Genomic DNA, 21,122 nt, shown 5'->3' on the forward strand with positions numbered 1-21,122 from the left:
AAACTAAAAAACTCCTGATTAATATCAGGAGTTTTCCTCACAAATTTTAAGTTGTTGAATTATGAGGCATTTTCTCTTTTAATAACGTTCAATGCAGAACCTTCCCTATACCACCCAATTTGGGCTTCATTATACGTATGGTTCAATTTAATAACGTCTTTACTTCCATCTGCATGAACTACTTCTACCGTTAATTGCTTGTCCGGTGCAAATTCCGCAATATCTATGAAGTTAAAGGTATCATCTTCTTGAATTAGGTCATAATCATTTTCGTTAGCGAAGGTCAAACCAAGCATACCTTGCTTTTTAAGGTTTGTTTCATGAATACGTGCAAAAGATTTAACGATTACGGCTGCAACACCTAAGTGACGAGGCTCCATTGCCGCATGCTCCCTAGAAGAACCTTCACCGTAGTTATGATCACCAACAACAATACTTCTAATACCTGCCGCTTTGTATGCACGAGCCGTATCCGGTACTCCGCCAAATTCACCGTTCAATTGATTTTTGACCATGTTGGTCTTTTTACCAAATGCATTAACGGCACCAATTAAACAGTTGTTAGAAATATTATCTAAATGACCCCTAAATCTCAACCATGGTCCTGCCATAGAAATATGATCGGTAGTACACTTACCATACGCTTTGATCAACAATTTGGCACCCATTAAACTTTCATCCTTTATAGGAGTAAAAGGCTCCAGTAACTGTAATCTTTCAGAATCTGGAGACACCTTGACCTCTACACTAGAACCATCTTCATCTGGTGCTAGGTAACCTGCGTCCTCAACCTCAAATCCTTTAGGAGGCAATTCCCATCCCGTAGGCTCATCGAACATTACTTCTTCACCTTTTTCGTTGATAAGTTTATCGGTCATAGGGTTAAAATCCAATCTACCTGAAATGGCAATTGCAGCCGTAATTTCAGGAGAAGCTACAAATGCATGAGTGTTAGGGTTACCATCTGCACGCTTTGCAAAGTTTCTATTGAAAGAATGTACAATACTATTTTTAGGTGCATTTTTTGGATCGCTATAACGCGCCCACTGCCCTATACATGGTCCGCAGGCATTTGTAAATATTTTTGCATCTAGCTTTTCGAATATTCCAAGTATACCATCACGATCAGCGGTATAACGTACTTGCTCTGAACCAGGGTTGATACCTAGTTCCGCTTTCATCTTAATTCCCTTATCAATAGCTTGTTGTGCAATTGAAGAAGCTCTGGACAAATCTTCATAAGAAGAATTCGTACAAGAACCTATCAATCCCCATTCAACGGTTAATGGCCATTCATGTGAGGTAGCTTTTTCTGTCATATCACTACCTACCTTGGTAGATAGATCCGGCGTAAAAGGACCGTTCAATAATGGTGTTAACTCAGAAAGGTCAATTTCTATTACCTCATCAAAATATTGCTCAGGGTTTGCATATACCTCTGCATCTGCAGTTAAATGCTCCTTTACTTCATTTGCGGCATCTGCAATATCGGCTCTATCGGTAGCTCTTAAATAACGCTCCATAGATTCATCATAACCAAATGTAGAAGTAGTTGCACCTATCTCTGCACCCATGTTACATATAGTACCTTTTCCTGTACATGACAAAGATTTTGCACCTGACCCAAAATATTCAACTATTGCACCTGTTCCACCTTTAACGGTAAGGATTTCAGCTACTTTTAATATTACATCTTTTGGCGCCGTCCACCCAGAAATTGTTCCGGTCAACTTTACACCTATCAATTTAGGAAACTTAAGTTCCCAAGCCATACCGGCCATTACATCAACCGCATCTGCACCACCAACACCAATTGCCACCATACCTAATCCTCCGGCATTTACGGTATGAGAATCTGTACCGATCATCATACCTCCTGGAAAAGCATAGTTCTCCAATACTACTTGGTGAATAATACCTGCACCCGGTTTCCAAAAACCGATTCCGTATTTATTTGATACTGATTCCAAAAAATCAAAAACCTCTGCACTAGTGGTATTAGCGGATTTTAGATCTGCCGTAGCACCACTTTTGGCTTGGATCAAGTGATCACAGTGCACTGTAGTAGGCACTGCCACTTTTGGCTTACCAGCTTGCATAAATTGCAATAAGGCCATTTGTGCAGTAGCATCTTGACAAGCAATACGATCCGGAGCAAAATCAACATAATCCTTTCCTCGGGTGAATGCTTGGGTCGGTGCCCCGTCCCATAAATGAGAATACAAAATCTTTTCAGAAAGCGTAAGCGGCTTACCCACAATCTCTCTTGCCTTGTCTACGCGTTCAGACATTGTAGCGTAAACTTTTTTAATCATATCTATGTCAAAAGCCATAAAATCTATTTATAAAATTTGTTAAACTATCTTATCTGTACAAGATACAAAATGTACAGTGATTTTAAGAGCGCATATGAAATTAAGAATGATTATAAAAAGCTTGAACAAAAAAAGCCCGAGTACGAATACCCGGGCGTGATATGAATAATAGTTATTAGTTAATTATCTCACCAATTGTTTTGTAGATGGTTTAAACTTTGTCAATACAATACCATCAACGGCCGCTTCATATTCTGCCATTGTAGGGGTTCTTCCTAAAATAGTAGACAATACCACCACTGGGGTAGATGACAATAATGATTCACCTTTTTTCTCACCAGAATCCTTTACTACCCTACCCTGAAATAAACGTGTAGATGTAGCCATAACGGTATCTCCTGGCTCTGCTTTTTCCTGGTTACCCATACAAAGGTTACAGCCCGGTCTTTCTAAATAAAGCATGTTTTCATATTTGGTACGTGCCAAGCCTTTTGGTGCACTATCATCAAATTCAAACCCTGAATATTTTTGAAGCACTTCCCAATCTCCTTCAGCTTTCAACTCATCAACAATATTATATGTTGGTGGAGCTACGACCAATGGGGCATTAAATTCAACTTTACCTTTTTGTGCCTCAACGTTTTTCAACATCTGAGCCAATATTTTCATATCGCCCTTATGAACCATACATGATCCAACAAATCCAAGATCTACTTTCTTAGTTCCGCCGTAATAAGATAACGGACGAATATTATCATGTGTATAACGCTTGGAAACATCCTCGTTATTAACATCTGGATCAGCAATCATTGGCTCGGCAATTTCATCTAAATCAATAATTACCTCTGCATAATATTTAGCGTCCGAATCTGGTCTTAAAGAAGGTTTAATACCTGTTTTAAGCTCCGTTATTCTAGCTTCGGCTTTATCAACAAGCCCTTTAAGAACTTGTTTTGCATTGTCCATACCCTTTTCTATCATAATTTGAATACGGCCTTTTGCAATCTCTAGCGATTCAATTAAGGTATCATCTTCAGAAATACAGATAGATGCTTTGGCTTTCATTTCAGCGGTCCAATCAGTAAACGTAAACGCTTCATCTGAAGTTAATGTACCAATATGCACTTCAATTACGCGTCCCTGAAATACGTTCTCGCCTCCAAATTGCTGTAGCATTTGTTGTTGAGTGGCATGAACTACATCACGAAAATCCATATAAGACTTCATTTGTCCTTTAAAGGTTACCTTGACCGATTCTGGAATTGGCATTGAAACCTCACCTGTGGCCAGTGCCAAGGCCACTGTACCTGAATCTGCACCAAAAGCAACACCTTTGGACATACGTGTATGAGAATCACCACCTATAATGATGTCCCAATCCCCTACCGTAATATCGTTAAGTACTTTATGGATCACATCTGTCATGGGAAAATACTTTCCTTTTGGATCACGACCGGTAATTAGACCAAAATCGTTCATAAAGCTCATTAACCTAGGAATATTGGCTTTGGATTTATCGTCCCAAACCGATGCTGTATGACAACCAGATTGGTAGGCACCATCAACAATTGGGGAAATAACCTTAGCGGCCATCATCTCCAGCTCTTGAGATGTCATTAGACCCGTTGTATCTTGAGAACCTACAATATTGACTTCTGCGCGAACATAAGAACCTGCATGCAACGTAGCGCCCGAAGTACCTACAGCATTTTTATTGAATATTTTCTCTACAGCAGTTAAACCTTGACCTTCAATAGAAACTTCTTTTGAAGTTGCATAAACCTGAGGAACAGCTATACCCAATGTCTTGGCTGCAAATGTTTGAAGCTTTTTACCAAAAACTACGGCATAGGAACCACCTGCTTTCATGAACTCCATTTTCTGAGGTGTAAATGCAGCGGATACATCTTTCAATTCAACTTTACCATGATAAAGTTTTTTCTCTTTGGTATTGATCGTAAGTACTGTACCTGTTGCAACGGAATACATCTGTTTTAAAATAGGCTCGCCATCTTCATCTACAATAGTATTACCTGCTTCATCTTTCTGCTTTACCCAGTTTTTAAGGTCTAGACCTATACCACCGGTTACACCTACAGTTGTTAAGAAAATTGGAGCAATACCATTGGTACCGGCAATTACCGGTGCTATATTGATAAATGGCACATAAGGACTAGATGGTATACCTGTCCATAATGCCACATTATTTACACCAGACATTCTAGATGAACCAACACCCATTGTTCCTTTTTCTGCAATCAGCATAACACGCTTATCTGGATGCTGCTCTTTCAAAGCCAATAATTCTTGTTGCATCTCCTTGTTATGCTCAAACATACATTGGCCATGTAGTTCACGATCAGATCTTGAGTGTGCATCACCACCTGGCGATAATAAATCAGTTGATATGTCGCCCACGCCGGCAATATATGTTACCACCTCAATTTCTTCTTCTACGTCTGGTAGTTTCGTAAAAAATTCTGCTTGTGCGTAACTTTCTATAATATCTTTTGCAATGGCGTTACCATTTTTAAAGGCTTCTTCTAAACGAGAAGTATCCGCTTCGTAAAGAAATACTTGAGTTTTTAGAACTTCAGCAGCCTGTTTTGCCAAAGCTTCATCAGAACCTAATGCAATATCCAACAGAACTTTGATAGAAGGTCCACCCTTCATGTGAGATAGTTGTTCTAGGGCAAACGCCGGTGTAATTTCATTAACGACAGATTCACCAAGAATAATTTCTTTTAAGAATTTTGCTTTTACCCCAGCGGCACTGGTTGTACCCGGTAAAACATTATAGATAAAAAACTTTAGAGAATCTTCTCTATATTCATTATCCACATCTTTGATTTGCTCAATAATTTTACTAATTAATTCAGCACCATCAATTGGCTTTGGATGAAGACCTTGACCTTTACGCTCTTCGATCTCCTTTAGGTAATCTTTATAAATGCTCATTAAAAATTGATTTGTGTATTTGTTAGACTAACGCAAGTAGTTTAATTTCTTATTTCGTTCTGAAGATTTGTTGTTGAAATGAGAATCATGATAACTACAAACTGACAGAATGTATTGATTTAAATATATATTATGGAATTAGCATAATATATATCCGTTTAAAACCATCAATGTCAAATGTCATCTGTTATTTAATATTAAGTTAACGCAATTTCGTAAAATTACGTAATATAGAACGCATTTAAAATTAAATAAGTATGATTACCTATTTTTTCTCAAATGATATGAAAAGTGCGTAGTAATTAAACATTTATGGCGTTTAAATGACTTTATTTCATTTAAAAATGCAGAAAATAGGCTGTTTTATTAAAGTAATTTATCTATAATATCCTCTTCACTGATACCTTCTGCCTCAGCTTTGTAATTTTTTATGATACGATGACGCAAAATTCCTTTTACAACGGCATGTACATCTTCAATATCCGGAGAAAACTTACCATGAATGGCGGCATTGGCCTTGGCTCCCAAAATAAGGTTTTGAGAAGCTCTTGGCCCGGCTCCCCAGTCCAAGTATTGCTTTACATAATCTGAAGCCGAGTCTAAATTAGGCCTAGTACTATTGACCAATTTTACCGTATACTCAACAACATTATCCGCAACGGGTACCCTACGTATTAAGTTTTGAACGTCAATTATATCTTGGGCATTGAATAACGGGCTAACCACTTGCTTTCTATCTGCCGTTGTATTCTTAACAACTTGTATTTCTTCCGCTATACTGGGGTACTTCAATTCTATAGCGAACATAAAACGGTCTAACTGAGCTTCCGGCAAAGGGTATGTACCTTCTTGTTCTATTGGGTTTTGTGTTGCCAATACAAAATAGGGCAAATCCAATTTATGTTGATGTCCCGCAATAGTTACCGCTCTTTCCTGCATAGCTTCCAAAAGGGCCGCCTGGGTTTTTGGTGGTGTTCTATTAATCTCGTCCGCTAAAATAATATTCGAAAATATGGGACCTTTTATAAATTTAAAATTTCTGCTCTGATCTAAAACTTCACTACCAAGAATATCGCTAGGCATTAAATCTGGCGTAAACTGTATTCTTTTAAAATCAAGTCCCAAAGCTTGGGCAATGGTATTTACCATTAAGGTTTTTGCCAAACCTGGCACACCGATCAGCAACGAATGTCCGCCAGAGTAAATAGAAAGCAAAATCTGTTCAATAACCTCATCTTGACCTACAATGATCTTGGCTATTTCCTTTTTAAGCTCCGCATGTTTTACAACTAGGCGTTCTATTGCCGCAACGTCTGACATATATTTATTCTTTTACCCAGTTGTTAGCGAACTCACAATCTTTGTTTTCATCATTAACGCTGATATAGGTATCCTTAATATGCTTGTCCATCCATTTTTTAATGGCGTTGTATTTCTTTTCAGTAAGTGCCAATTCCTGAATTTTTGTGTAATCTTTAGAAAAATCGGCTACGTGCTCATCATACCTATTGGTAATCTTTAGAATTTTATATTTAGGCGCTCCACCTCTTGGATCTTCTTCAAGTACAGGATATGTAATTTCATTGTCCTTTAAATTTTGTACTTGATTATATAAGGTTGGATCCATTTTTGTCAACTCAAATTTAGAATCGAAGTTTACAGGGTTACGCAACAATCCGCCATCAAATTTTGTCTCTTTTTCATCAGAAAAATTCAGTGCCGCTTCTGCAAAAGTAAATTCACCATCTATAATTTTCTTTCTAATGCTATCTAGCTCTGCCTTTGCCTCGTCCATTACTGCTTGAGATATTTCTGGCTGAATCAATATATGTCTTAAATCCAACTCTTGGCCTCTGATTTTTTCTATATAAATAATATGAAAACCGAAAACTGTCTCAAAAGGTTCAGAAACCTCACCTTCCCTTAAGCTAAAAGCTACATCTTTAAACTTCTTATCAAAACCGGTATCTTTTGTTATGCTATAAAAACCACCTTTAGATTTAGAACCTGGATCTTGAGAATACAGAATTGCCTTTACACTAAAACTAGAGTCGTTATCTTCTACATCTGCCTTGATCTGGTTCAACTTATCTATTACCTTTTGCTTTTCTTCCTCAGATGGCTCCGGCTCTTTGGTAATCTGTGCAATTTCTAGTTCAGCACCAAATACAGGTCTTTCGTCTTCAGGAATTTTATTGAAGAACTGACGAACCTCTTCTGGTGTAATTTCAATTTCCTTAATGATATCTTGTTGCATACGCTCAGAAAGCATACGTAGTTTATTGATTTTGTACAGTTCTTCCCTAAAACTGGCTTCATCGGTTTTCTTATAATATTTTAAAACCTTCTCCATTGAACCTATCTGTTGCACCAGAGATTGCAATTGACGATCACCGGTTGCATTTACCTCATCATCTGAAACCAAAATACTATCTTGAACTGCCTGGTTGGCATACAAACGATCCTCCATCAATTTACCTAGGAGTCCGCAATGCGTAATATCTTCAGTAGACGCTCCTTGGCTCTTTAAATCAATAAGTGTTTTTTCAATATCAGAATCCAAGATTACATAATCACCCACTACGGCAGCTATACCGTCAAGTTTTATTCTCTTAAAATTAACCGACGAATCTTTTTTTATTGGTTCCGCTTCTGCGATGTCTTCCATTGGTTCAGCTGCATTGGCAGAAACATCTGGTATAGAATCTTGTGCTGTTGCAGCACCTGCAAATAGTAAAATTGCGCCTATGTAAATACTATTTTTTGTTTTCGAAAACTTCAAATTCATTATCCTTGATTGCTTCATCTAATAATTCAGTTTCTAATTTGCGTAGGTAGTCCATTTTTCTACGACTTAATAAAACTTGTTCTATAGTAGGTTTAATAAAGGACAAAGGCGCAACGTCGTTAACATCTTTGGTTTCCTCTATTTTTCCCAAATATACCCCGATTGAATCCTCTAATTCAAAAAATTGTGAATTTTTTAAGTACTTATTGGCATTGTCAGCTGTTATTGGTGGTATTTCTTCAAATATTCTGGAATATCTAACCCAAATAGAATCATTAAAATTCAATTTGGTAAACTGTACACCTATGGAATCTAAATAGCGAACATCGTCGTTTTTAAATCTCTTAAGTCGTTTACCAACTTCATCTTGATTTAAAAATCCTTTAGGAAGCGCAACAAAGCGAATTCTTGCAATCTGTTCTTTAAGTTTAAAGTTCTCTTTGGCATTTTCATAAAAAGCGTTCAATTGCTCATCCGTAATTACAGAATCTGTGGCCTGTGCAACCAATGCTTCTTTATAAACACTTGTATAAAGTTCCGTTCTGTAATCATCGACCAGGGCATTATACTCGGCCAATTTTTCTTCGGATAAATTTATTTTCGCCTTGGAAAGCAACAATTGTTTTGAGGCCCAATTGTTTATATAATTGACAGCAAATGAAGCACTGTCCCCTTTGGTCATGTTTTCCGTAATTAACGGCGCCAGGTCATCTTCATACAAAAAAGACTCACCAACTCTAGCAATGACCCTTTTTTCCTCATCTTTCTTAAAAAGACCTTCACATGAGCTAAAAACAATTGTCAGTAACCCTATTATTGCAATAGGATAAATTTTACGCAGTAAAAACATTGATTTCTTAAAAAACATCGAGCAAAAATAGTAATAACCACATCGTGTGCAAATGCTTAATGATTTACTTAACACGTTTTTAGGGCTTACAATATATAACAAATAGCTAATAATCAATTAAAATTAGCGTAGCGGTAAGCCGTCAACTCGTTTCTCAAACACTATATTGTGCCATTTTTTATGGTAAATTTGTTACTTATATTTATAACCTAATTATATCTTCTTGAACAGACAAATAAAACTTATATGGGACTTTAGAGGTCCTGCAGCTCTAAAAACTGCCGAACATCATGTCAAGCACTTAAACGAGTTTATAGCTTCTGAAAAAACTGCATTAAATATTACGGGTTTTAAAGAAATTAATGAAATGTACAGTATTGCTTTTATGGTTGTAGAAGAAAAAGAAATGATTACGGTAAGGGATTTACTGAAACCGCATAGGGGTGAAGTCTACAACCCCTAAAAATATATAATAACATGAAGCACTTTCTTCTTTTCATTTGTGGTGTTCTTCTAATTTCTTGCGCACAAGAAAAGCAGAATTTAAACTTTCTTGAAGTTGCCCTATCTTCAAATGACCCTAAAATAAAAAGGGTTATGGACAGCATAAATAGCTATGAAGTACAAATTATATATACACAGATCAATAGAAGAAATGATAGTATTTCATTTACCGATTATGAATTTCAGGTAAATGATAGTAGTTATTTTTACCCTGCGAGTACGGTTAAATTTCCCGTTGCCGTTTTAGCATTGGAAAAACTAAATTTAACGGACACTTTATCAATAAATACAAAATATTATATAGAAGGGGATACTATAGAAAGTACCGTAGCAATTGACATATCTAAAATTTTTGCGGTCAGTGACAATTTAGCGAACAACAGATTGATGGAGTTCTTAGGTTTTGAAGCCATTAATCAAAATTTAAAGGAGAAAGGCATTTCACCTCTAAGATTAAGCCATAGAGTGGGCTATCGTTCAGATGATTTAAGAACCAAACCATTAATCATTTATCTTAACGACTCTACCACCGGAATTACGCAATCACTTTTAAACAAAACTCCAGAGCGTTTAAAACTTCTTAACGTGGAAAAAGGTATTGGGTATTATGAAGGTGATGAACTTATAGAAGAAGCTTTTGATTTTAGTCAAAAAAACTATTATCCTATTACAACGCAACACAACCTTCTTAAAAGAGTACTATTTCCGCAAATGTTTAAAGAAGTTGAACGGTTTAATATTAGTGAAAAACAACGGGAACATTTGTTAAAAGCAATGCATACCACCCCTCAGCACATTGGCTATGATCCAGCTACATATTATGATGGTTATTGTAAGTTTTTCATGTATGGCGATACTAAAAAAAATATACCGGAGTCTATAGAAATATATAATAAAGTAGGGTTTGCTTATGGAACGTTGACAGATTGCGCCTATATAAAGGACACTAAAAATAATATCGATTTTCTCTTAACGGCAACGATCTTGGTCAACAAGGATGGCATTTTTAATGATGATGCCTATGAGTATGATGAAATAGGAATTCCGTTTTTAGCTCAATTAGGTAGAGAAATCTATCAACAAGAATTGAATAGAAAATAATAAAAATACAGCAAAGCTGAATATGCAAGACAACACTCAAAAGACAAGGATCAACAAATATCTTAGCGAAGCAGGATATTGCTCGCGTAGGGCTGCTGATAAACTTATTGAACAGGGCAGAGTTACCATTAATGGAGAAGTACCGGAAATGGGCACTAAAATTTCAATTGGCGATGTGGTAAAGGTGGATGGAGAACTTATCAAAGCCCCTAAAGGTAAATCAACCTATTTGGCATTCAACAAACCTGTGGGTATTGTTTGCACCACGGACACCGGTGTTGAAAAAGACAACATTATTGATTTTATTAATTACCCAAAAAGGATTTTCCCCATCGGCAGATTGGACAAACCCAGTGAAGGGCTTATATTTTTAACCGATGATGGCGACATTGTAAATAAGATATTACGCGCCCGAAACAACCATGAAAAAGAATACCTGGTAACGGTAGATAAACCTATCACCATTGATTTTTTAAATAGAATGCGTAAAGGAATTCCTATTCTTGACCAAGTAACACGGGAGTGTGAAGTTTTTGAAGTAAGTACCTATCAATTTAGAATAATACTTACACAAGGTCTGAACAGACAAATTCGTAGAATGTGCGAGTATCTAGACTATAGGGTAAAGAAATTGAAGCGCATTAGAATTATGAACGTACAATTGGATGTACCTGTAGGAAAATGGCGAGACCTTACAGAAGAAGAACTAAAGGAAATCAATAGATTGGTAAGTACTTCATCAAAAACATTTGATGGCAAGAAATAAAATTATATTACGATAACAACCACAACGATAAGGATTTAACAAAATTGATTACATAAAATTCGTTTTTAATCATTATCTTAAAAGAAAAGCTAGGTTATGTCACAAAAGAACAATTTCTCAACAAGGCTCCATACTGTAAAGTATGTTTTCTTATTGTTATTTTCAATAGGAACAGTAACCAACACTATGTTGGCACAAACAGTTGATTATACGGAATATACCGGTGAAGTTTTAGATACCGATAGTAAAAAACCTTTAATCTTCGCTACCCTAACAGTAGAAAATACTAATGTCTCCACAATTACCAATTCTGAAGGACAATTTTCGTTGAAAGTGCCAAAGGAATATACCGAGAACAATGTAACAATTGCATTTTTAGGATACAAAACAAAGCAGATCGCTATATCGGAACTAGACGAAGAGAAGAACAAAATCTATATGACGGAATTTGCCATGGCCTTGTCCGAAGCGCGAATAGATGCCCCTAATGATGCTGAAAAATTAGTTTTTGAAACTTTGAACAGAAAAGGTGATAATTACTTAGATGAAAGTACTGTAATGACTGCCTTTTACAGAGAGACCATAAAAAAAAGAAGAACAAACGTAAGCCTGTCCGAAGCGGTAGTAAATATTTACAAAACACCCTATTCTTCTAAAAAGACCGATGCACTTGAACTGTACAAAGCACGCAAAAGCACTGATTATACCAAGTTAGATACCGTTGCCCTAAAACTTCAAGGTGGTCCGTTCAATACCTTATTTGTAGATATGGTAAAATACCCTGACTACATCTTTACCCCGGAAACTTTGGCGTACTACGACTTTTCATTTGACACATCTACCCGCGTAAACGACCAATTGATATATGTTATAGAATTCAAGCAAAAGCCAGAAATTATCGATCCATTATATAATGGTAAACTATACATAGATGCCGAGAATAAAATTTTGACTCGAGCCATTTACTCTTTAAATATTACCGATAAGAGGTTGGCATCACAAATGTTCGTTAGAAAAAAGCCAAGAAATGCCGAAGTATGGCCAACAGAAGTATCTTATCGTGTAGATTACAGAGAAAAAAATGGTAAATGGTATTACGGCTACAGTAATGTGTTATTAGAGTTCAAAATTGATTGGGACAAACGCTTGTTCAATTCAATTTACAGCATGAACTGCGAAATGGCAATTACGGATTGGGAAAGAAACACCAATGAAAGCTACCCTAAATATAAGGACAGAATGAAATCTTCTATAATATTAAGTGATGAAGCCATTGGTTTTGCAGACCCGGATTTTTGGGGCGAATACAATATCATAGAACCTGAAAAATCTATTGAATCCGCTATTAAAAAAATACAAAGACAATTACGGAAGAATAAATCTACAAGCGGTGCAACTGCACGCTAATAAAAATTACATAAATTAAAAAAATCCCTTTTACTTCTATCTAAAGAAGCAAAAGGGATTTTTGTACTAGAGAATTCTAATTTCTATAATGGCATTACTACAGTATCAATGGCGTGAACGACACCATTACTTGCTGCTACATCTGCAATAATTACAGTTGCCATATTCCCTTTTTCATCCTTTAACATTACATTCTCATCGGCTAGCGTTAATGTAATCATACCTCCTTGTACGGTTTTTACAGAAAACGCACCATCATTTTTGTTGATAGCATCTATAACATCTGCAGCCATATATTTACCTGCAACTACATGGTACGTTAAAATACCAGTTAGTGCATCTTTACTTTCCGGCTTTAGCAATGTATCTACGGTACCAGCTGGCAATGCTTCAAAAGCGCTATTCACAGGGGCAAAAACTGTAAATGGACCTTCACTACTTAAAGTCTCTACCAAATTGGCAGCTTTAACTGCAGCTACCAAAGTAGTAAAATTGTCATTTCCGGCAGCAACGTCAACAATAGTTTCTGATTGTGCCGAAACATTTGTAACAAATAATGCAATAGCACTTAACAATGTAATTTTCAAAATTTTCATAGTTCTTTTTTTTAGATTTCCGTAAATGTATAACGGAACTACTAGTAATAGTCTTAAATTTTGTTTAAAGTTTTAATAAAAATATTAAACAATTTATAAAAACCTGATTACAAAACTATTAACTACATTAAATAAAACTCATTGCATACTATAAACATTAACCCGACCCGAGCACGACGGTCATTAAATCTTTATTCAGATAATATTTGGCAAAAAAAAATCCATTAACCAAACTAAATTGGGTAATGGATTTAAATCTACTTTGAGTTAAGAACTGTTAATTTGCTACCTCACTAATAAATTTTAGACGGTATAAACGTAATTCTTCTTCCTCGTACTCACCATCAAACTCGGTCATGGCGTCTTCAAGGTTATCACTATCGGCCTCTAAGAAATAATCGTGTATTTCTTCTTGTTGATCTTCGTCTAAAATCTCATCGATCCAATAATTAAGATTCAACTTTGTACCACTGTATACTATTTGTTCCATTTCTTTGATAAGATCAGGTATTTCCAATCCTTTTGCAGATGCAATATCAGACAACGGTAATTTCCTATCTACATTCTGTATTACATATAGCTTTAAAGCAGAGTTGGCACCCGTACTTTTAACTACAAGATCATCTGGTCTAATTATTTCATTTTCCTCAACGTAATTTTTAATAAATGCTACAAAGGGTTTACCGTATTTTTTTGCCTTACCCTCACCTACTCCATGAACATTCAACATTTCCTCATGCGAGATAGGATATTTTAATGCCATATCTTCTAATGAAGGATCCTGAAAGACTACAAAAGGGGGTACACCTATTTTCTTGGCCTGTGCCTTTCGTAAATCTTTTAATTGCTTTAACAATTTCTCATCTGCAATTCCTCCAGATTTAGCGGCACCAACAATAGCATTATCATTTTCCGCATTATAGACATGATCTTTGGTCATCATGAACGATGAAGGTTTCTTTAAAAACTCCTTACCACTATCGGTTACATGAAGTACGCCGTATTGTTCAATTTCTTTTCTAAGAAGACCGGCAACCAAGGTTTGACGAATAAGTGCCATCCAATAACTTTTATCTTTATCGGAACCAATACCAAAAAACTCCTTTTCATTGGTTTTATGAGATGAAATTATTGCATTGGTCTTTCCTCTAAGGGTATTTACAATTTCTTTGGACTTAAACTTTTCACTAGTTCCGGTCACCACCTTTAGTAACTTTTCAACGTTGTCCTTGGCTTCTTCTTTCTCTTTTGGATTTCGGGTGTTGTCATCCATATCTGCTCCTTCACCATTAACCTCGTCAAATTCCTCACCAAAATAATGAAGCATAAACTTACGCCTGGACATTGAGGTTTCTGCATAGGCTACAACTTCTTGCAACAGCGCATTTCCTATCTCTTGTTCTGCCACTGGTTTACCGGACATGAACTTCTCAAGCTTCTCTATATCCTTATATGAATAATATGCCAAACAATGACCTTCGCCACCATCACGGCCTGCCCTACCCGTTTCTTGGTAATAACTTTCTATACTTTTAGGAATATCATGATGTATAACAAAACGCACATCTGGCTTGTCTATACCCATACCAAAAGCAATAGTGGCCACAACCACGTCTACATCTTCCATCAAGAACATGTCTTGATATTTTGATCTGGTCTTAGCGTCAAAACCGGCGTGATACGGCACGGCACTTACGCCATTTACCTGTAAAACCTGAGCCAATTCTTCTACTTTTTTTCGGCTTAAACAATATATAATACCAGATTTGCCTGAATTTTGTTTTACAAAACGGATGATATCCGCCTCAATATTCTCGGTTTTGGTACGTACCTCATAAAACAAATTGGGTCTATTGAAAGATGCCTTGAACAAAGTGGCTCCACCAATTCCTAAATTCTTTATGATATCTTCCTGCACTTTAGGCGTAGCCGTAGCGGTAAGTCCTATAATAGGAATATTATCGCCCAAACGTTCAACAATAGATTTTAGGTTTCTATATTCAGGTCTAAAATCATGACCCCATTCAGAGATACAGTGCGCTTCGTCTACCGCTACAAAAGAAATAGTAACCGAACGTAAAAACTCTACATTCTCTTCTTTTGTCAATGACTCAGGAGCAACATATAAAAGTTTGGTAACACCATTGGTGATATCTTGCTTTACCTGTTTTATTTCCCCTTTGTTCAATGATGAGTTAAGCACATGTGCTATTCCGTTCTCAGAAGATACACCACGTATGGCATCTACTTGATTCTTCATTAAAGCAATAAGTGGAGATACAATAATAGCGGTACCTTCTTGCATTAACGCAGGTAATTGGTAGCACATAGATTTACCACCACCAGTTGGCATAATTACAAACGTATTATTCTGCTTTAAAACATTTTTAATTACCTCTTCTTGAAGTCCTTTAAACTGAGAAAACCCAAAATATTTTTTTAATGAGGAATGTAAATCGATATTGTCAAATTCTTTACTGTCTGTCACATTTTACATTTAAGGGGACACTACTTACTTTAAAATTTTATAAGCGAACAAAATTACAAATTACCAAGCTAGGCGTTTCTAAATTATTATGCGATAATCGGCATTTAAAATTAAGTTTGTTTAATTTTGTCATCTTAAAGATAATACATTCTTTTAGGAATACAATCCATAATTTGAATAATAGATTGATTGCAACGGACACCATTATTGGCTTAGCGAAAAAAACCATTGAAACTGAGCGTGATGCTATAGCACAACTTTCATCTCTTTTGACCGACGATTTTGCCAGTATCGTAAACTGCATTATCCAGGCAAGAGGCCGTGTTATAATCTCTGGTATTGGCAAGAGTGCCATCATTGCCACTAAAATTGTTGCTACCTTGAATTCTACAGGTACACCCGCAATTTTTATGCATGCGGGCGACGCCATTCATGGAGATTTGGGAACCGTACAGGACAATGACGTGGTCATCTGCATTTCTAACAGTGGAAATACGCCCGAAATCAAGATGTTGGTACCGCTCATAAAAAGAGGTACAAACAAATTAATTGCAATGACCGGTAATACCGATTCTTTTTTAGCAAAGCAGGCAGACTATATTTTAAATACCCATGTAGAAAAAGAGGCTTGCCCAAATGGTTTGGCTCCTACAACAAGTACTACCGCACAATTGGTTATGGGAGATGCCTTGGCCATTGTTCTACTGGAAATTAAAGGGTTTACCAGTTCTGACTTTGCAAAATATCACCCTGGCGGGTCATTGGGAAAAAGGCTTTATCTAAGAGTTTCTGACCTTGTAAGCAAAAACCAAGTACCAAGCGTACAACAAGACGAAGAGGTCAAAAAGGTTATTGTTGAAATTTCTAAAAAAATGTTAGGGGTCACTGCCGTACTTAACGGAGAAAAAGTTGTTGGTATCGTTACCGATGGCGATATTAGGCGAATGCTAAACAAGCATGATAATATAAAAGGATTGACCGCCAAAGATATCATGACTACCAACCCAAAAACAATAGCTGCAAATACATTGGCCATAAAAGCTTTAGAACATATGCAGAAAAAGGGTATCTCACAACTGTTGGCCATGGATAACGACACATACGTTGGTGTTATTCATTTACATAATTTAATAAACGAAGGTATTTTATAATGAGTTCCAAAGCTACCACGCCACCAAACGAAATGTCGTTTCTTGACCATTTAGAAGAATTGAGATGGCATTTAATACGATCAGTTTTGGCAGTTGTCATTATTGGTAGTGTTGCCTTTTTAATGAAAGATTTCATTTTTGACACGGTTATTTTCGGACCTAAAAAAATGGATTTCCCCACCTACAAATTATTTTGTGATATCGCAACGTATTTTGGATTCGACTCGGCTTTTTGTGCTGATAAACTTCCATTTACCATACAAAGTAGATTAATGTCCGGGCAATTTTCCGCACATATTTGGACATCGATCTGGGCCGGTTTCATTATTGGCTTTCCTTATGTTCTTTATGAAATGTGGAAATTCATTAGTCCGGGACTTTACGAAAAAGAACGAAGAAATTCTAGAGGCTTTATTTTCATAGCATCTTTCTTATTTTTTCTAGGTGTATTGTTCGGGTACTATGTGGTATCTCCGTTATCCATTAACTTTTTAGGAACCTACCAAGTAAGTTCAGAGGTTACCAATGAATTTGACCTTGCCTCTTACATATCTACCGTTAGAGCATCTGTAATTGCCTGTGGTGTTTTGTTTGAACTACCTATCATTATTTTCTTTTTGACCAAAATTGGCCTGGTAACCCCAGAAATAATGAGAAAATACAGGAAAATAGCATTGGTGGTCGTATTGATCTTATCTGCCGTAATAACTCCGCCAGATGTTGCCAGCCAAATTATAGTGGCCATACCGGTATTGATCTTATATCAAGTAAGTATCTATATTTCTGCTATGGTATTGAGAAAAGAAAGAAGAAAAGCTGAAAAAGAAAAAAAAGCAAATAGAAATGTCAAATCAAATTGAAGAATTTAACGCGTATCGTTCTAAGATGAACGATAAGTTATTGGCCGATAATAATAAAATAGTAAAACGTATATTCAATTTAGACACCAATGCTTTTGCCGCTGGTGCCTTAGATGTGAAAACCAAAGAGTTATTAGGTCTTGTGGCGTCTACGGTGTTACGATGCGATGATTGTGTAAAATATCATTTAGAAAGTTCATACAACGAAGGTGTATCTAAAGAAGAGGTCATGGAAACTTTAAGTATAGCTACTTTGGTAGGCGGTACTATTGTTATACCACACTTAAGAAGAGCTTATGAATACTGGGAAGAATTAGAAAACCAAGAAGGTTAAAAAATCCCTAATTACTTTTCTAGCAGACCAATAACCAATAGATTTGAAAACATGAAGTTACGTGCCGACAATATTATGAAATCCTACAGAGGCCGTAGGGTGGTTAAAGGAATTTCCCTTGAGGTAAACCAAGGAGAGATCGTAGGGCTACTTGGACCAAACGGTGCGGGTAAAACCACATCCTTTTACATGATTGTTGGCCTTATAAAACCTAACGGCGGAAGTATCTATTTAGACGACATGGAAATCACCAAATTCCCCATGTACAAAAGAGCACAGAACGGTATTGGGTACTTGGCACAAGAAGCATCGGTATTTAGAAAACTAAGTATAGAAAAGAACATTCTAAGTGTACTACAACTAACCAAATTAAGCAAGAAAGAGCAGCACATGAAAATGGAATCGCTCATAGAAGAATTTGGATTGGGACATATTCGTAAAAGTCGTGGCGATTTATTATCCGGTGGCGAGCGAAGAAGAACTGAGATTGCAAGAGCGTTGGCTACCGATCCAAAGTTTATTCTTCTTGATGAGCCTTTTGCAGGAGTAGATCCCGTGGCCGTAGAAGACATACAACGTATTGTAGCGCAACTAAAGAACAAAAATATCGGTATACTTATTACCGATCATAACGTACAGGAAACACTTGCTATTACAGAACGTTCTTACCTAATGTTCGAAGGAGGAATTTTAAAATCCGGTATTCCAGAAGATTTGGCTGCAGATGAAATGGTACGTAAAGTATATCTGGGGCAGAATTTTGAGCTACGTAAGAAGAAGCTTGATTTTTAAAAAACAAGTACTATTCCTTATACTTTTTAAGGTTATATAATCCCCAGCCAAAGAACAGCAGTTCTAATACTAATGCGGGAGTAAACAAAGGCGATACCCCATCAAACAGTGTACTTACTATTCTACCAAATGATATTCCTCCCATAAAAAGCACATTGCAGACCGTTGCCCCATACCAAAATTTAGGATTTGAAGCACCAAACAACCAATATAGACCAACTCCCATATAAATTCCCATTACGGCACGCAACATGTTCTTCAATTCTAAATCTACCACCTGAAAACCCAAAAGTTCTGGCATAACATAGGTAGGATAGGCGCCATACACCAAACCTGCAATAATGACGATTACCGCTGAAAGTAGAAGATTAAGATTTTTAGGAATTACCATAAAACCGTTTACCATAAAGTTGAAAATATCTAAAAGCAGCCAATCCGCCCACAAAAGAAAATACAGCCAACATCCAAAATACATGTTGATGTCCTTTTAAACCCGGTGATGCATCTAATAAGTACCCCATTGCGGGTCCGGCAAAAATATCTGGAGTATAGCCCACCAATGAAATAATACCCACAGCGGTACCCGTTAAAACTAAAGGGATTCTACCACTTTGCATAACCGCAAAATATAAGGAACGTATGGCGTAAACACCAAGCGCCACAATCATAATCGAAAATATGAAAATAGCATAAGAAACATTTTCAACCACTCCCGAAGCAAAAATCAAAGAACCAATGAAGGCTATTACAAAACCTATGAACAAAAACAAACTAGGTCTAGACCTGTCTGCAACAATACCGATCAACACCCCTACTACCGGTCTTGCAAACAACAAAACAGTGCCAACTTCTGCTGAGGCAACTTCATTAAGCAACATTACATCTTTAGCATATAGCGAAAAAACATCCGTAATCTTGTAGCCAACATAGGCACATAAAATAATGACCATTAACAATTGAACCGATGGCAACCGCAGTACCTCTTTAATCTGCGAAACTGTAATACGATCAATGACAATTTCTTTTTCCTGATCTGCAGGTAATCTCATGAACAACCATACCAAAACACCCACTAGGGCTACAATACCTGCAGAAGTTAAAATAACATATCTAAAAGCAAAACGGCTCTCTTCCAAACTAGCGACTTCCAAATCCGTCGTCATAAAATAAGAAAATACCACTACTCCAAGTGTACCGAACAAGGCTCCTACCAAGCCCCTACCACCATCTAAAAACCCGAATGCCCTGCCTTGAGAATTTATACCGCCCCAAACACGGGTAGCTTTTATCATGGGAGACCAAAAGAGAAATATGGTAGTAAAGCCCCAAAAACCATAAAGAACCTGCAACGTAAAATAATTGGGAAAAGTAGCGAATACCAATCCGCCCATTGCAGTTAACCAAAGTGCAATGGCTATTAACTTTCTTGGTTGATATTTATCTGCCAACGGACCACCAAGCACATATGAGACCAACGCTACAAAACCGTATACTGAAAAGCACAGACCTAAAGAAACATTATCGAGTTCAAAAACCTTTAAAACAGTAGGTCTAAAAACACGTTGTAGCACAAACGGCAAAATAAAGACACTTTCCCCAGCCAATATCAATAATAAGAGATAGTACCAGGGTGCTTTTTCAGGTTGTTTCATTTTGCTTTTATAGGAATCCAAACTTCTTCTTCTGAGTTGGGATCGTTGTTTTTATATGTAGCCCCAAGTACTTCAAAATGTGGGCGATCATCTAATTGATATTCTGAGTTAGGAATCCATTCCCCATAAATATATTGAAAGAAAGTAGGTGCGTTTTGTGCACTTCCTGTATAATGAAATACAGCATATAAGCCAGTTTCCAATAGCAACATGTTCATGCCTTCGGGAATATTGTCCACTTCATCAACCTCAACACAAGCCCACTTTACAAATTCGCTACCAGCGCTAAATCGTTCAAAATAATGGCTAGGATATTGTTGCAGTGATATAAAATCTTCAGACGCCCTATGATCCACTTCCTTACTACGTTGCCTAAACGTTTTCCAAAGTTGAGGGGTTTTATTATCTAACAAACTCATTTCAGCAGATAATCCTATCAACTTTTTTTCTTTAAGGGTAATAATCTTAGGAGTCATATTTCTACAGCTATTCTCCAAACTTAAGAAATTCATATAGAACAGTTATAAAACCAACTGACCTTAGGTCATTATTGTTACCGA

General features: G+C 36.6%; 18 protein-coding genes. 8 read left to right on the forward strand and 10 right to left on the reverse strand.

Annotation, left to right across the window (positions count from 1 at the left end; genetic code table 11):
- Window positions 1-59 precede the first annotated feature (59 nt).
- The 5 genes from QZ657_RS06115 to QZ657_RS06135 form a co-directional block, all read right to left on the reverse strand.
- Complete coding sequence (locus QZ657_RS06115; RefSeq protein WP_291965633.1) at window positions 60-2,333, reverse strand: aconitate hydratase; 2,274 nt, start codon at window positions 2,331-2,333, stop codon at window positions 60-62.
- A gap of 165 nt (window positions 2,334-2,498) precedes the next feature.
- Entirely contained in the window at window positions 2,499-5,273 is a 2,775-nt protein-coding gene (locus tag QZ657_RS06120) for a bifunctional aconitate hydratase 2/2-methylisocitrate dehydratase (RefSeq protein ID WP_291965635.1), read from the reverse strand.
- Window positions 5,274-5,639: 366 nt separating this feature from the next.
- A complete protein-coding gene (locus QZ657_RS06125) occupies window positions 5,640-6,593 on the reverse strand; it encodes an AAA family ATPase (protein ID WP_291959410.1) in 954 nt (317 codons plus the stop codon).
- A 4-nt stretch (window positions 6,594-6,597) separates the two neighbouring features.
- Entirely contained in the window at window positions 6,598-8,061 is a 1,464-nt protein-coding gene (locus QZ657_RS06130; protein WP_412759644.1) for a peptidylprolyl isomerase, read from the reverse strand.
- The gene (locus tag QZ657_RS06135; protein WP_291965637.1) at window positions 8,030-8,911 is read right to left on the reverse strand and encodes a peptidyl-prolyl cis-trans isomerase; all 882 of its coding nucleotides are present in this window, start codon (window positions 8,909-8,911) and stop codon (window positions 8,030-8,032) included. Before QZ657_RS06135 ends, QZ657_RS06130 begins: the two co-directional genes overlap by 32 nt.
- Before the next feature lie 223 nt (window positions 8,912-9,134).
- Here QZ657_RS06135 and QZ657_RS06140 point away from each other — a divergent pair, with 223 nt between their 5' ends.
- The 4 genes from QZ657_RS06140 (at window position 9,135) to QZ657_RS06155 (ending at window position 12,689) form a co-directional block, all read left to right on the forward strand.
- On the forward strand, window positions 9,135-9,374 hold the full coding sequence (locus tag QZ657_RS06140) for a hypothetical protein (protein ID WP_291965639.1): 240 nt from the start codon (window positions 9,135-9,137) through the stop codon (window positions 9,372-9,374).
- A 14-nt stretch (window positions 9,375-9,388) separates the two neighbouring features.
- Entirely contained in the window at window positions 9,389-10,516 is a 1,128-nt protein-coding gene (locus QZ657_RS06145; RefSeq protein WP_291965641.1) for a serine hydrolase, read from the forward strand.
- Between the two features lie 22 nt (window positions 10,517-10,538).
- Window positions 10,539-11,282, forward strand: a complete 744-nt coding sequence (gene rluF / locus QZ657_RS06150; RefSeq protein WP_291959402.1) for a 23S rRNA pseudouridine(2604) synthase RluF — start codon at window positions 10,539-10,541, stop codon at window positions 11,280-11,282.
- A gap of 96 nt (window positions 11,283-11,378) precedes the next feature.
- A complete protein-coding gene (locus QZ657_RS06155) occupies window positions 11,379-12,689 on the forward strand; it encodes a carboxypeptidase-like regulatory domain-containing protein (RefSeq protein ID WP_412759676.1) in 1,311 nt (436 codons plus the stop codon).
- Window positions 12,690-12,772: 83 nt separating this feature from the next.
- Here QZ657_RS06155 and QZ657_RS06160 read toward each other — a convergent pair whose 3' ends face one another.
- The gene (locus tag QZ657_RS06160) at window positions 12,773-13,285 is read right to left on the reverse strand and encodes a fasciclin domain-containing protein (protein ID WP_291965643.1); all 513 of its coding nucleotides are present in this window, start codon (window positions 13,283-13,285) and stop codon (window positions 12,773-12,775) included.
- A 277-nt stretch (window positions 13,286-13,562) separates the two neighbouring features.
- Entirely contained in the window at window positions 13,563-15,773 is a 2,211-nt protein-coding gene (gene recQ, locus QZ657_RS06165) for a DNA helicase RecQ (RefSeq protein ID WP_291959400.1), read from the reverse strand.
- 173 nt (window positions 15,774-15,946) lie between these two features.
- Between recQ and QZ657_RS06170 the strand changes: the two genes are divergently transcribed.
- From QZ657_RS06170 to lptB, 4 genes are read left to right on the forward strand one after another with little or no spacing between them, the layout of a single operon-like run.
- Entirely contained in the window at window positions 15,947-16,924 is a 978-nt protein-coding gene (locus QZ657_RS06170; RefSeq protein WP_291959398.1) for a KpsF/GutQ family sugar-phosphate isomerase, read from the forward strand.
- Window positions 16,924-17,784 (forward strand): twin-arginine translocase subunit TatC, encoded by an 861-nt coding sequence (tatC, locus tag QZ657_RS06175; RefSeq protein ID WP_291965645.1) that lies wholly within the window; start codon window positions 16,924-16,926, stop codon window positions 17,782-17,784. Before QZ657_RS06170 ends, tatC begins: the two co-directional genes overlap by 1 nt.
- A complete protein-coding gene (locus QZ657_RS06180) occupies window positions 17,768-18,118 on the forward strand; it encodes a carboxymuconolactone decarboxylase family protein (protein ID WP_058103463.1) in 351 nt (116 codons plus the stop codon). Before tatC ends, QZ657_RS06180 begins: the two co-directional genes overlap by 17 nt.
- A gap of 51 nt (window positions 18,119-18,169) precedes the next feature.
- Entirely contained in the window at window positions 18,170-18,910 is a 741-nt protein-coding gene (lptB, locus tag QZ657_RS06185; protein WP_068486398.1) for an LPS export ABC transporter ATP-binding protein, read from the forward strand.
- Between the two features lie 10 nt (window positions 18,911-18,920).
- Here the strand turns inward: lptB and QZ657_RS06190 are convergent, their stop codons facing one another.
- From QZ657_RS06190 to QZ657_RS06200, 3 genes are read right to left on the reverse strand one after another with little or no spacing between them, the layout of a single operon-like run.
- A complete protein-coding gene (locus QZ657_RS06190) occupies window positions 18,921-19,301 on the reverse strand; it encodes a DUF4345 domain-containing protein (protein WP_291965647.1) in 381 nt (126 codons plus the stop codon).
- A complete protein-coding gene (locus tag QZ657_RS06195) occupies window positions 19,288-20,562 on the reverse strand; it encodes an MFS transporter (protein WP_291959389.1) in 1,275 nt (424 codons plus the stop codon). The genes QZ657_RS06190 and QZ657_RS06195 overlap by 14 nt, the downstream gene beginning before the upstream one ends.
- A complete protein-coding gene (locus QZ657_RS06200) occupies window positions 20,559-21,074 on the reverse strand; it encodes a GyrI-like domain-containing protein (protein ID WP_291965649.1) in 516 nt (171 codons plus the stop codon). Before QZ657_RS06200 ends, QZ657_RS06195 begins: the two co-directional genes overlap by 4 nt.
- Between the last annotated feature and the right edge of the window lie 48 nt (window positions 21,075-21,122).

The organism is Maribacter sp., from assembly GCA_020629415.1.
Lineage (GTDB): Bacteria > Bacteroidota > Bacteroidia > Flavobacteriales > Flavobacteriaceae > Maribacter > Maribacter huludaoensis.

Coding starts and splice junctions, on each gene's coding strand:
- QZ657_RS06115 (WP_291965633.1), bottom strand. CDS start 2,333: ATGGCTTTTGACATAGATATGATTAAAAAAGTTTACGCTACAATGTCT.
- QZ657_RS06120 (WP_291965635.1), bottom strand. CDS start 5,273: ATGAGCATTTATAAAGATTACCTAAAGGAGATCGAAGAGCGTAAAGGT.
- QZ657_RS06125 (WP_291959410.1), bottom strand. CDS start 6,593: ATGTCAGACGTTGCGGCAATAGAACGCCTAGTTGTAAAACATGCGGAG.
- QZ657_RS06130 (WP_412759644.1), bottom strand. CDS start 8,061: ATGAATTTGAAGTTTTCGAAAACAAAAAATAGTATTTACATAGGCGCA.
- QZ657_RS06135 (WP_291965637.1), bottom strand. CDS start 8,911: ATGTTTTTACTGCGTAAAATTTATCCTATTGCAATAATAGGGTTACTG.
- QZ657_RS06145 (WP_291965641.1), top strand. CDS start 9,389: ATGAAGCACTTTCTTCTTTTCATTTGTGGTGTTCTTCTAATTTCTTGC.
- rluF (WP_291959402.1), top strand. CDS start 10,539: ATGCAAGACAACACTCAAAAGACAAGGATCAACAAATATCTTAGCGAA.
- QZ657_RS06155 (WP_412759676.1), top strand. CDS start 11,379: ATGTCACAAAAGAACAATTTCTCAACAAGGCTCCATACTGTAAAGTAT.
- QZ657_RS06160 (WP_291965643.1), bottom strand. CDS start 13,285: ATGAAAATTTTGAAAATTACATTGTTAAGTGCTATTGCATTATTTGTT.
- tatC (WP_291965645.1), top strand. CDS start 16,924: ATGAGTTCCAAAGCTACCACGCCACCAAACGAAATGTCGTTTCTTGAC.
- QZ657_RS06180 (WP_058103463.1), top strand. CDS start 17,768: ATGTCAAATCAAATTGAAGAATTTAACGCGTATCGTTCTAAGATGAAC.
- lptB (WP_068486398.1), top strand. CDS start 18,170: ATGAAGTTACGTGCCGACAATATTATGAAATCCTACAGAGGCCGTAGG.
- QZ657_RS06190 (WP_291965647.1), bottom strand. CDS start 19,301: ATGGTAATTCCTAAAAATCTTAATCTTCTACTTTCAGCGGTAATCGTC.
- QZ657_RS06195 (WP_291959389.1), bottom strand. CDS start 20,562: ATGAAACAACCTGAAAAAGCACCCTGGTACTATCTCTTATTATTGATA.
- QZ657_RS06200 (WP_291965649.1), bottom strand. CDS start 21,074: ATGAATTTCTTAAGTTTGGAGAATAGCTGTAGAAATATGACTCCTAAG.